The sequence below is a fragment of the bacterium genome, assembly GCA_021372515.1.
Classification (GTDB): Bacteria; Gemmatimonadota; Glassbacteria; order GWA2-58-10; family GWA2-58-10; genus JAJFUG01.
The window spans coordinates 1-12090 of the sequence record JAJFUG010000100.1 but is presented as its reverse complement, the minus strand read 5'-3'; the positions used below and the strand labels follow the sequence as shown (position 1 = coordinate 12090).

Genomic DNA, 12090 nt, shown 5'->3' with positions numbered 1-12090 from the left:
CCCACGCCCACGCTGAACGATTCGCCGGCGTACTTGCTCTGTGCGGCCAGCGGTGCGGCGGCGGCCAGCAGCAAAACCAGCCCGCTCAGAAGGCCGTTCAGGCCGGAAAACTGTATTCCTGGACGAATTTTCATCCTTTTTCACCCGTGGGTTTCGGGACCTGGACAGCCCGCTCGAATAGCCTGCACGCACCGGAAGACCGCTGCACGCGGCCCCGCAGGGCAGAGGGAAATGTAATGCCGAGAGGCGGCCAGGGAAACAAATTTTCTGCGGCCACGGAAGTCCTTGACAACTGAAATGACTGCAAATACAATATCCTTAGCGCGTCAGACAGGCGCGGCGATCCGCACCTTGCCCCGGCCCCTCCCGGAAACGTTCTGTCCGGGGTCTCTTTTTCTCTGAGAAGAACTGTCCCGTACGGATGAAGACAATCAAGCTGACAACAGCGGCGGCGCTGTTCCTGCTGCTGGTGGGAGTGGCTCCCTACCGCAGCCTGGAGCTGAGAATAAATCAGCAGAGCATGGGTTTTCTCATGCCCTCCGGCATGGCCGCAGCCGGCGAGACCGACAGCCTGGCGGGCGGCGCAACGGGGGAAAGTCGCCTGGCGGAGGATTTGTCCGAAGGGGCCAAGCTTTTGAGCCAGAAATGCTCTGTCTGCCACAGCGTAAATTTCGTATTCAAAAGCGGGATGCTGGCCGGCGAGATCGATTCGACCCTGGCCTGCATGCAGAAAAAAAGCCGCAACCTGCTCTCATCCCGGGAGCGGGACGATATCCGCCTTTACCTCGCAAGCCGTCTGCCCCGCGAATAGCACCCCGTACAGCCGCAGTTCACAGGTTCACCCGAACGGGACTCATTGCGCCCGCGCGATAATGCGCGTTATCTCGGGCCGCGAGGTGAGGATGCGCCAGTGACGGCTGGCCAGACGCACCAGGACCAGGCCCACGGCCAGGCCCAGCGCCCCGCCCGCCATATCCAGCGCGTTCTGGCCCCAGCCGGGCGCCAGAGCGGCCCCGTAGCGCTCGGCCAGGAACATGCCGGCGAACAGGGCGACCAGGGGCAGGATGTAGACTGTCAGCGCGCCCCAGACCACCACCCCCTCGGGCAGCGAGACCTCCACCGTGTCGCCGGGACGGGCGCCCAGGGGGTTCTCGGCCAGAGTGCGGCCGGGGCTCCCCTGTTCCAGCGATATCGCGCATCCCCCCTGCTGGCTGCAGCCCTCGCAGGCCGAGGTCCGCGACACCTCAATCAGCGCCAGCCGTCCCTGCAGCCCGGTCACCCGGGCCGTGTTGCAGATCAGGCTCGCCCTGTTCTGGGGCTGGTTCATTCTCTCCTCCGAACAACTTGCTCCGCAGGTGTTCGAGCTGGGCCGCCAGGGACTCATGGCCGCCCAGATCCAGTTCCCTGTACGAGCAGTCCGGCTCGTCCAGGCGCAGCACGATCCCCTCGACCACATCGGTCAACCGCTCGGCCGGGATCATGGCGCGGCGGCTCTCCAGGCGGCGTGTGACCGCACCGGCGGAGTCCACCCGGTAGGAAAAGGCGGCCAGCTCCAGACGGTCAGGGCCGCCCGCCCTGCGGGTGACTATCACGAATCCCCAGGTCTCGTCCTCCCGCCGTAGCGGATCGAACAGGAACAGACGGTGCAGCGTGCACTCCGGCTCCCCGGCGAACGCCCCGGCCGCGATATCCAGCACCGGGGCCAGTTCCGGCGCGATTGTCCTCTGCTGCTCAGTCGAGCTCATATCTCAGTGCCCGCCCCCGCCGTGCGCGGCGCGCTCGCGACGGCTCACCGCGGCATCCACCATGTGGCGCAGCGAGGGCGTGACCTCCTGCCAGGAACGGGTCTTCAGCCCGCAGTCCGGGTTGACCCAAAGACGCTCCAGCGGGAGCACCGCGGCGATCTCGTCCAGACGGTGCTCGATCTCCTCCTGCTCCGGCACCAGCGGGCTGTGGATGTCCCAGATGCCCGGCCCGATCTCGCTCGGGTACTCGCGGTCGCGGAACACCTTGAGCAGCTGCCCCCCGGCGCGCGAGTTCTCAATCGAGATCACATCCGCGTCCATCCGGATGATATCGGCGATGATGGTGTTGAAATCGCTGTAGCACATGTGGCTGTGGACCTGGGTCTCGGGCCTCACCCCAGCCGCGGTCAACCGGAACGCATCCACCGCCCAGGCCAGGTAGTCGGCCTGTTTCGCCTTGCGCAGGGGCAGTCCCTCGCGCAGGGCCGGCTCATCCACCTGGATCACCCCGATCCCCGCGGACTCCAGGTCCACGGTCTCGTCCCGGATGGCCAGGGCGAGCTGGAAAGTCACCTCGCGCCGCGAGATGTCATCCCGCACGAACGACCAGTTGAGCATGGTCACCGGGCCGGTCAGCATGCCTTTCATCGGCCGCTGGGTGAGGCTCTGGGCGAACGCGCTCCATTCCACGGTCATCGGTGCGGCGCGGCGGATGTCGCCGTAGATCACCGGCGGTTTCACCCCCCGGCTGCCGTAGCTGATCACCCAGCCGTTCCGGGTGAAGAAATAGCCCCCCAACTGCTCGCCGAAATACTCCACCATATCGTTGCGCTCGAACTCGCCGTGCACCAGCACGTCCAGACCCACCTCCTCCTGGAATTTCACCAGCGAGCGGATATCGTTCCGCAGCGCCTCCACATACTGCGCCCCGGTCAGCTCGCCCTTGCGCAGGCGGGCGCGCAGACGGCGTATGTCCGAGGTCTGGGGGAACGAGCCGATCGTGGTGGTGGGCAAAAGCGGCAGACCCAGCTTTTTCTGCTGTAAGGGGCGGCGCTGGTCGTAGGGCAGCCCGCGGCTGAAACTGGCCTCGGTCAGGCCGGACACACGTGAGCGCACCTCCGGGGCCACACGCAGCTTGCTTATCGTGCTCACTTTCCGCGCCGCCGCGGCACTGTCCAGACGGGCCTTGTCCTGGGCCGAGGCGTTTCCATCCACAGTCCGGGCCAGGGCCACCAACTCCTGCACTTTCTCGCGCGCGAACGCCAGAAGGTTGAACACCTCCTCCGGCAGGTGGCGCTCCGGCTCCACTGTCACCGGCACGTGCTGCAGTGAGCAGGAGCTTGCCAGCACCAGGCGCTCCGCGCCCACGAGGGCCTTGAGCCTATCGACCAGGCCGAGGGCTTTCTCCGTGTCCAGCACCCAGATATTGCGCCCATCCACCACCCCGGCGAACAGTTTCTTGTCCTTGGGCAGGCTGTGCTTTTCGAGCAGGTCAAGGTTCTCGGGCCCGTGTACGAAATCCAGCCCCAGGCCGTCCACCGGAAGAGCGGCCAGGGCCGCGAAATTGTCGCCCACACTGTCGAAATAGGTCTGGACGACCAGACGGGCGTTGCCGGCGGTGCTTTTAAGACGGGCGCAGGCCAGGGCCAGGGCCTTGCGGTCGCGCTCCGTGGCCTCACCCGCGAACCAGGGTTCATCGAGCTGGATCCACTCCACGCCCCGCGCGGCCAGCTCGGCGACCACCTGCTCGTACACCGGCAGAAGGGCCTCCAGCAGGGCCAGCGGCTCCACTCCATCGGTCGAGCGCCCCAGCCGCAGGAAAGTCACCGGCCCGATCAGCGCCGGCATGGCCTTGACCCCCAGGGCCAGGGCCTCATCCACCAGACGCAGCAGAGTGCGGTCCGCCAGGCGGAAACTCTCGCCGTGGCTGAACTCTGGGACCAGATAGTGGTAGTTGGTGTTGAACCACTTGAGCATGCTCAAGGGATGGATGTTGCCGCTTTCCGTGGCCCCGCCGCGGGCCATCCGGAAATACAGCTCCAGGCCCGGTGCCGCCCCGGCAAAACGCGGCGGCACCGCACCCACCATCACCGCCGTGTCGAGCATGCGGTCGTAGAAAGAGAAATCGCCCACCGGGATTAAATCCAGCCCGGCCGCGGCCAGGAACTCGTAGTTCTGCTTGCGAAGTGCGGCGGCGCGGCGCTCCAGCCCGGCGGAATCTATCTCACCTTTCCAGAACGATTCGAGAGCGAATTTCAGCTCGCGCTCCGCGCCCAGGCGCGGAAAGCCTTGGATTGCAGTCTGCATCCACCTCCCCCTTGTATATGATTGCCGGGAAAATGTCCCTTTTCCTGACAATATAATACCCGGAGGGCGGCAAGGATAATTTTTCGGGGGATTTTTTCGTTCCGGTAACCTGGGGAAAGCCGCAACCGTGGCCGTAGCGGCTTAGAGGGATGTGTGTTCCGGGCCTGAGGGGCCCTTGCGCGTCTGATCGTCCGCCGGGTCGCCGAACATGTCCTCCACGCTCCAGAGCAGGCTGAGCGCGGTGGTGAGAAAGACCAGACGGCAAATGTCGGCGGCGGTGCTGAATTTCTGCGGCATAGCTGTATCTCCATCCTGGAGGTTGACTTTATGGTCAAGAAATGCAAGAAGCGTTCCCGGGCCGCACGAAAGGCGTCAGCGGCATTAAAATCTTGCATTTTAATGCTTTACCATACAGGACAGGTTGTAATTCCCTCCGCCCTGTGGGGCAAGAGTTGCCCCACAGGGCCCTGATCTTTTTGCGTTGACAGGCTTTACCCATCTTAAGTATTATCTGTGTCACCGACCCCCACGAACCGGAACCCCCGACTCAAGGAGCGCAGAGCCATGTCCGCACCCGAGAACAGAATCGGCAGGAAAGAGTTCCTCTCCGGCTGCGGCAGGGCCGTGCTGGGCCTGGGCCTGGGGGCAGCGGCGTGCAGTCCCGCCTCCGGCGGAAAAGCCTCCGGCGGAGCGGCGGCCCCGGCCGCGGACAGTGTCGCCGCGAAAATCACCCCCTCCTACCGCTCCCTGGGCAAGGCCGGGATCCAGGTGACCGAGGTCGGGTTCGGGGCCAGCCGCACCATGGACCCGCAGCTCATGGCGTTCGCCATGGACCGCGGGATCAACGTGCTGGACACCGGCCGCTCCTACAACAACGGCCAGAACGAGGTGGTGGTCGGCAAGGTGATCAAGGGACGCCGAGACAAGGTGGTGATAATCTCCAAGACCCAGCCGGGAACGCTGGAGAAGATGCGCTCTGATATGGAAACGAGCCTCACCGCCCTGGGCACGGACTATATCGACTGCCTGCTGGTTCACGGGATCGGCGAGACCGCCGAGATCACGAACGAGGTCCACAAGGAGTTCCTCACCCGCGCCAAGGAAGAGGGCAAGGCCCGCGTGACCGGGTTCAGTTGCCACGGCGACCTTCCCGCCATGCTCAACACCGCCGCCGCGGACCGTTTCTACGAGGTGGTGATGACCCCCTACAATTTCATGGGGGCGTTCACCCACATGCTGGGCGGCAACCACATGAGCTGGGACGCCCAGGCGATGGGGAAAGCGGTCGAGAACTGCGGCCAGGCCGGGATAGACATAATCGCGATCAAGACCTGCTCCGGCGGGTTCAGGCAGGACAACACCGGCCCGCAGACCTACGCCGCCGCGCTCAAGTGGGTCCTGCAGAGCCCCTGTGTGAAGACCACCGCCACGGCGATGGGCAATTTCCAGCAGATCGAGGCGGATGCCGCGGCCATGGGCGCGGGCGGCCTGGGCCTGGAGGAGTGGGAGTTGCTGGAGCAGTACGCCGCGCGGTTCGGCCGGAATTTCTGCCGCATGTGCGGGGCCTGCCGCGGCCAGTGCCCGAATGGGGTCAACGTGCCCGAGGTGAACCGGTTCCAGATGTACGCCACGGGATATTGCGGGACTATGGACGACCAGGCGCGCTCCGGCTATGCCCGCCTGGGCGGCTGCGACGCCACAGCCTGCACCGATTGCTCCGGCTGCACGGTGCGCTGCGCCTACGGCCTTCCGCTGGGCAGCAAGCTCAAGGCCGCGCACGCGCTGTTGGCCTGAACCGGGAGCGGCCCGTGGGGTAGAATGAGGTATTGCCTTAGGTGCGAACCTGGTGTTCGACCGCCCCGTCGTGCCTTATTCTGTCGTAGGGGCGAGGCCTGCCTCGCCCGGTTATTTGGATAAATCCCCCTCGATCCCCCTTTTTCCAAAGGGGGAGGCGGCGGCGACAGGCGGTGGGTGCGGGTTTCCCCCCTTTCCGCAAAGAGGGCCAGGGGGGATTAGGAAGTAGTTGTAAACGTCAACCGGCCATGCATGTTATTGAATTCTGGACGACCAGGAACTACAATAAATAGGGGTCTATTAACATATCACCACAACAGGTGGGAAAATGACTCCAAAGCATCCGAGCCGACCTGATCTTCACGAAATCTTCAATCCTGGATGTTCTCGGGGGTGTAATCAAGAAGATCGCAACAAAAAAACATACGAAGATGTTTGTCTATCTGCCAAATCTGTTATTGATGGGGAAGATGTCCGTTGTGTCGGCGAATGGGCGAGACGAAAAATATTTCGCTTGTGGTACTATTTTGAGTTATTTGCTAACGGCATGAAGAATAAATGGAATTCTCTCAATTATATAGAAATATGTAGTGGACCCGGACGCTGCATTTTTAGAGATTCTGGTAGAGAAGCAGATGGCACCTCTTTGGCGATTTTACAGCACCCAAGTTTTGACTATATCAAAAACGCAATATTCATAGACAACAACCCAAGCATTATAAACACTTTGAATGCACGAATAGACAGCTTAGGAAAACATAATAAAGCCTGTGCAATATTAGGAGATTACCAAGACCAAGAGCAATTGAGAAGCATCCTTTCTTCAATTGAGGGACAAGGACTGAACCTTGTTTTAATTGATTCAACCGATTGCAGCGTGCCGTTTTCAACAATACAGCTCATTAAAGAGGCCCTAAAAAAGGCAGATTTAATAATTAACGTGGCTCTATATACAGACGTAAGACGCAATATAAGAACTGCGATTATTGATCCAGAACCACACAAAGAACTACTTGAAAAATATGGATCATTTCTTGGTGACAGCAATTATTTGTTCTCAGAAGAAGTAAAAAGCATTGCGCACTCAGGAGAAATTAAAAACGCAAACAACCCTTTGACGAATTTATTTTTAGACAAATACAAAGAGCAGCTATGTTCAATCGGATATACCCAGTGTAACTCGCAAGAGAAGGTAGGCGAATATTATAGACTGGTGTATGCATCTTCAGATAAGCTTGGATTGCACTTTTGGAAAGAGGCCTTAAAGCCAGATATAGACCAAATGAAGCTTTTATAGGATAATTTCATGATATTGGACAAGAATAAGCCCGTGTTCGGCACGCTCGAATGGGCGCCACACAATGAGAATTTTATCAACGGCTGCGCCCACGACTGCCGGTATTGCTATTCCAAGGAAATGGCCATCCGTTTCAAACGAAAAACCTCCGAGTCGTGGCCGGAAGAAGTCGTCAACCAAAGGAAACTCAATTCGGTTGTAAAAAAATATAAGGGAAGGGTGATGTTTCCCTCCTCGCACGATATTACACCCGATCACCTTGAAGATGCCCTGTTCTACTTGCGTAAGCTTCTAAGCGCAGGCAATGATGTCCTTCTGGTTACAAAACCGCACTTTGAACTCGTTGAGAGCATAAGTAGCGATTTGAATTCTTACAAAACTCAATTGCTATTCAGATTTACAATCGGTTCAGCTGACTCGGACATTCTAAAATTTTGGGAACCTCACGCTCCTGATTTTGATGAGCGTTTTAACTCTCTGATTCACGCTTGCGACATGGGATTTAATACAAGCGTTTCAATCGAACCCATGCTGGACAAGATTGATAACATCATCTCCCTTGCCAATCGACTTCTCCCCTATGTCACTGATGCAGTGTGGATTGGGAAACCTAATTTCTTGCTTCGCCGTTTGTGCACAAATGCAGAGGACAGTCAGGAAGTGCTGAATCGAGCAAAAGAATTCGATAGCTGGTATAGCGATTCAGAGATTCATCGCTTATTTATGGAATTCAAGGATCATCCTCAAATAAAATGGAAAGATAGCATTAAAAAGGTGTTAGGCCTCAGTATGCCGCATCGAAGCGGACTGGATATTTAAGATATTTCTTAGAAAGATTAACGGAGGAACCCTAATTGCCAGCCAACAACCCAGCCGCCGCCCAGAGCGACATCCAGGCCGTGGAGCGACTCTGCGCGGCGAGACAGAAAATACACGACGAGATCGGCAAGGTGATCGTGGGCCAGCGCGAGGTGCTGGACCAGATGATCGTGGCCCTGTTAGCTCGCGGGCACTGCCTCCTGGTGGGTGTGCCGGGACTCGCCAAGACCCTGATGATCTCCACTCTCAGCCGCCTGTTGGACCTCAGTTTCAACCGCATCCAGTTCACCCCCGACCTGATGCCCTCGGACATAATCGGCACGGACATCCTGGAGCAGGAGCACGACGGGGCCAGCCGGTTCCGGTTCCACCAGGGGCCCGTGTTCGCCAACGTGGTCCTGGCCGATGAGATCAACCGCACCCCGCCCAAGACCCAGGCCGCCATGCTCCAGGCCATGCAGGAGCACCAGGTGACCGCGGGCGGGCGCACCTACAGTCTGGCCGAGCCGTTTTTCGTGCTGGCGACCCAGAATCCGATCGAGCAGGAGGGCACCTACCCGCTGCCCGAGGCCCAGCTCGACCGTTTCATGTTCAACCTGGCCGTGACCTACCCCTCGCTGGAGGAGGAGGTGACCATTGTCACCAACACCACCAGCCGCTACAGCGCCGAGGTGGGCAAGGTGCTGAGCGGCGAGGAGATTGTGGCCCTGCAGCAACTGGTGCTGCGCGTGCCGGTGAGCGAGAAAGTGGTACGCTACGCCGTGGAGCTGGTGCGCGCCACCCGCCCGGCCGAGGCCGCCGCCCCCCAGTTCGTGCGTGACTGGGTGAGCTGGGGCGCCGGGCCGCGCGCGGGCCAGTACGCTATCCTGGGGGCCAAGACCCTGGCCGTGCTGGAGGGACGCTACTCGCCCGGCGAGGCGGATGTGCGCGCCGTGCTGCGGCCAGTGCTGCGCCACCGGGTGATCACCAATTTCAACGCCGAGGCGGATGGGGTCACGGTGGATTCCCTGCTCGACCGTCTGCTGGAGGCAAAGGGTTGACCAGCGCGACCTCGCAGATGCTCGACCCGCGGGTGGTCTCGCGCCTGGGCAACCTGGAGCTGATCGCGCGCCAGGTGGTCGAGGGGTTCATCACCGGGCTGCACCGCTCGCCGTACCACGGGTTCAGCGTGGAGTTCACCGACCACCGGCCCTACCTGCCCGGCGATGAGCTGAAAAATGTGGACTGGAAGCTCTACGCCCGCACCGGGCGCTACTACATCAAGCAGTTCGAGGAGGAGACCAACCTCAAGGCCTATTTATTGGTCGACTCCAGCCGCTCGATGGAGTACGCCGCCGGGGGACGGATCGCCAAGAGCCGCTACGCCACCCTGCTGGCCGCCTGCCTGGCCTGGCTGCTGATCCACCAGCGCGACAGCGTGGGCCTGGCCCTCTACGCCGACAGCCTGAGAAGCTTCATCCCGCCGCGGGCGCGGCTGAGCCAGCTGAACATTCTATTGGCCGAGCTGCAAGGGCTCACCTGCGAGGGCCTCACCGCACCACTCCCCATATTCCGCGAGCTGGCCCAGCGCATGCACCGTCGCGGCCTGATCGTGGTGCTCTCCGACCTCTTGACCGCCCCGGAGGAGACCCTGCGGGCGCTCAAGTATTTCGCGCACCACAAGCACGAGGTGATCGTGTTCCACCTGCTGGACCCGTCGGAAATCAGCCTGGAGGGAGCGGGCGAGGTGCTCTACCGCGACATGGAAAGCGGCCACTGGCTGCAGGCCAACGCCTGGGAGGTGAAACCCGCCTACGACAGCCGGATGGAGGAGATGATAGGTGGGCTGCGGCGCAGTTGCCGCGAGGCCCGGATCGATTACCAGCTTGTGAGCACGGACACGCCGTTCGACCGGGCGCTGTACGCTTTCCTGGAGAAAAGGATGCGGCTGGGGTGAGGCTGGCATCCTTAAACAAGCGATAACCACATTATCTGAATCCCCCCCATTTCACCCGCGGCGCGGGCAGCTCCATCCCGGCCTGGAGCAGCACCAGCCCTGTCACCTTGCCCTGCTCGTCCTTCCTGAACACGAACTTCGCCCCGGCATCCAGATTAACGAACCCAGGCAAAGCTGCGACAATTCTTATGTCGATTGAGCCATATCGATGAATAAGAGTCGATTGAATACGAGGTGGTTTTACGACCAGATAACAATACAGCGGGAAAAGTGGAAAAAGCAAAGGTCTGCAGTGGGGCTCCTACGGCGTCTTGTAGTACTCGTCCGGCCCGATCAGGTCCACCAGCACGCTGTCCGAGCGCGGAACGGACATGTCCCGGCCATAGACATCGTGGAAGCGGTAGTTGTCACCGTCGAACCAGACATTGCGCGTGTAGTAGGTGGCGTTCTTCCGATGGTCCTGGACCTGGTAGACCAGACGGTCCCGTCCCACCAGCGGCCGCGGGCTGAACAGACTGCCCCCGGCGCAGCCACATAGGCTGAGAAGGGCCAGCAGGACAGCGCCCAGCATCTTTGTCACACGTGTTCTGTCCATCGACCAGCACCGGAAAAGTCACTATTAGCCCACAGGAAGTTCCTGTATTATTATCGGCAGATACGTCGGATACTTTCAACTCAATTTCTATTTAGAGGTAACATGTTGATATATAAAGAAAAGCAAATCCAGGCCGATCTGAGTTTGATTTTTATTGTAAAACCGCTTATAATATAAATATATAGGAAGCAATCAGTCAGCGATGACAGGCGCCAGAGAGCCATTCATCCCCCCACGGGAGGTGCAGGATATGCAGGATCAGAACAAGGATGCGATCAACCGGAGGCAGTTCCTCGCGCGCGGCGCGGCCGCGGCAGCGGCCGCCTCATTGAGCGGCGCCGGACTTTTCGCCGGCCAGAGCGGAAAGTTTCACCCCATCCCCGGCTCCTCCCTGCCCACGCGGGCCTATGGCCGCACCGGGGCGCGCATTCCGCTGCTCACTTTCGGCAGCGGCAGCCGCTGGCTGATGTACGAGGAACAGGCGGGCCTCAAAGTAATGAGCGAGGCCATCGACAGCGGAGTGATTTTCCTGGACACGGCCCACAACTACGGCAACGGCGAGAGCGAGAGCCGAATCGGCCAGCTCATGCCCGAGCGGCGCAAGCAGGTGCTGGTCCAGACCAAGATCGCCGAGCGCGACCCCTCCAGGTTCCGGGCAAGTCTCGAAACCTCACTCAAGCGCCTGCGTTGTGACTATGTGGACATGTGCCTGATCCACAGCCTGGAGCAGGCGGATGACCTGGAGCGGGTGGAGCAGGGGGTGGTGGACGAGCTGTTCAGGGCCAAACAGGAGGGCCTGGCCCGCTGGGTCGGGGTCTCCAGCCACACCTCGGGCCCGGTGCTGGCCCGGTTCATCACCCGTCACCCGGTGGATGCGATCCAGTGCGGGCTGAACGTGGCCACCAACGGCCCCTACGACATGGGCTTCGAGGAGCAGGTGCTGCCCCTGGCCGTGGAAAAGGGCCTCGGGATCACGGCCATGAAAGTGATGGGCCAGGACAACATAGTCGGCAAGTACCCGGAGTTCGACGCCGCCACCTGCCTGCGCTACAGCCTGAGTCTTCCGGTTACCGCGGCCACTGTGGGGATGCCCAGGCCCGAGCACCTGAGGCAGAACCTGGAGCTGGTGCGCAAGTTCAAGCCGTTCAGCCCGGACCAGATGCAGGCGCTGAAAGCCAAGGCGCAGGGCGAGATACAAACCTCGTTCCGCGAGTTCATGCACCGGCATCACGACTGGGCCTGAGCCGGCTATAGCCTTCCCGCAGGGCCGGGAGCGGCGAAGGATGCCCGGAGCGGACAGCGGCGGAGAATCGGCCCAATCATTTTTCCACGCGTTCGGCCGAGAGCAGCTTTGTCCGGTTAGGTTTTTGCATTGAATGTCATGGTCGAACACAGTGTTCGTATCGGAATGATTCGATCCTGGGTCAAAGCCAAGCCCCGCGCGGCTGACAGGCCACCGCTGTTGCCTTTGGGGGGCCGCACCTGCCTGAGCCTCCCGCCAGGGCAGCGTGTTATCGAGCGTAAAACGGCCAGGGCTCAAATTGCCGTACTGTCCGGCGGCGATTCGCGGCAGCGCCGCCGCTGCAACGCGGGAGCG

The 12090-nt window shown here is 60.7% G+C and carries 12 protein-coding genes; 7 read left to right on the top strand and 5 right to left on the bottom strand.

The genetic code is table 11. The annotated features are described in order from the left end of the window. The first annotated feature begins 421 nt into the window (after window positions 1-421). On the top strand, window positions 422-811 hold the full coding sequence (locus LLH00_09800; GenBank protein MCE5271562.1) for a hypothetical protein: 390 nt from the start codon (window positions 422-424) through the stop codon (window positions 809-811). A gap of 42 nt (window positions 812-853) precedes the next feature. Here the strand turns inward: LLH00_09800 and LLH00_09795 are convergent, their stop codons facing one another. From LLH00_09795 to LLH00_09780, 4 genes are all read right to left on the bottom strand, one after another. Then, window positions 854-1327: a SoxR reducing system RseC family protein gene (locus LLH00_09795; GenBank protein ID MCE5271561.1), complete on the bottom strand. Its 474-nt coding sequence runs from the start codon at window positions 1325-1327 to the stop codon at window positions 854-856. Then, entirely contained in the window at window positions 1245-1745 is a 501-nt protein-coding gene (locus LLH00_09790; protein ID MCE5271560.1) for a hypothetical protein, read from the bottom strand. The genes LLH00_09795 and LLH00_09790 overlap by 83 nt, the downstream gene beginning before the upstream one ends. Before the next feature lie 3 nt (window positions 1746-1748). After that, window positions 1749-4052 carry a 5-methyltetrahydropteroyltriglutamate--homocysteine S-methyltransferase gene (metE, locus tag LLH00_09785; protein ID MCE5271559.1) on the bottom strand — a complete coding sequence of 768 codons (2304 nt, stop codon included), beginning with the start codon at window positions 4050-4052 and terminating at the stop codon, window positions 1749-1751. A 141-nt stretch (window positions 4053-4193) separates the two neighbouring features. Beyond that, on the bottom strand, window positions 4194-4349 hold the full coding sequence (locus LLH00_09780) for a hypothetical protein (GenBank protein ID MCE5271558.1): 156 nt from the start codon (window positions 4347-4349) through the stop codon (window positions 4194-4196). Between the two features lie 267 nt (window positions 4350-4616). Between LLH00_09780 and LLH00_09775 the strand changes: the two genes are divergently transcribed. The 5 genes from LLH00_09775 (at window position 4617) to LLH00_09755 (ending at window position 9898) form a co-directional block, all read left to right on the top strand. Next, the gene (locus LLH00_09775) at window positions 4617-5846 is read left to right on the top strand and encodes an aldo/keto reductase (protein ID MCE5271557.1); all 1230 of its coding nucleotides are present in this window, start codon (window positions 4617-4619) and stop codon (window positions 5844-5846) included. A gap of 328 nt (window positions 5847-6174) precedes the next feature. Further along, window positions 6175-7143 (top strand): three-Cys-motif partner protein TcmP, encoded by a 969-nt coding sequence (gene tcmP / locus LLH00_09770; protein MCE5271556.1) that lies wholly within the window; start codon window positions 6175-6177, stop codon window positions 7141-7143. A gap of 9 nt (window positions 7144-7152) precedes the next feature. Then, on the top strand, window positions 7153-7962 hold the full coding sequence (locus tag LLH00_09765) for a radical SAM protein (GenBank protein ID MCE5271555.1): 810 nt from the start codon (window positions 7153-7155) through the stop codon (window positions 7960-7962). A 35-nt stretch (window positions 7963-7997) separates the two neighbouring features. Beyond that, on the top strand, window positions 7998-9002 hold the full coding sequence (locus tag LLH00_09760; protein MCE5271554.1) for an AAA family ATPase: 1005 nt from the start codon (window positions 7998-8000) through the stop codon (window positions 9000-9002). Further along, on the top strand, window positions 8999-9898 hold the full coding sequence (locus LLH00_09755) for a DUF58 domain-containing protein (GenBank protein MCE5271553.1): 900 nt from the start codon (window positions 8999-9001) through the stop codon (window positions 9896-9898). The genes LLH00_09760 and LLH00_09755 overlap by 4 nt, the downstream gene beginning before the upstream one ends. 301 nt (window positions 9899-10199) lie before the next feature. On the opposite strand, the gene LLH00_09750 is transcribed toward LLH00_09755, so the two are convergent. Next, window positions 10200-10493, bottom strand: a complete 294-nt coding sequence (locus tag LLH00_09750) for a hypothetical protein (protein MCE5271552.1) — start codon at window positions 10491-10493, stop codon at window positions 10200-10202. A 250-nt stretch (window positions 10494-10743) separates the two neighbouring features. Between LLH00_09750 and LLH00_09745 the strand changes: the two genes are divergently transcribed. Then, on the top strand, window positions 10744-11736 hold the full coding sequence (locus LLH00_09745) for an aldo/keto reductase (GenBank protein MCE5271551.1): 993 nt from the start codon (window positions 10744-10746) through the stop codon (window positions 11734-11736). Window positions 11737-12090 lie beyond the last annotated feature (354 nt).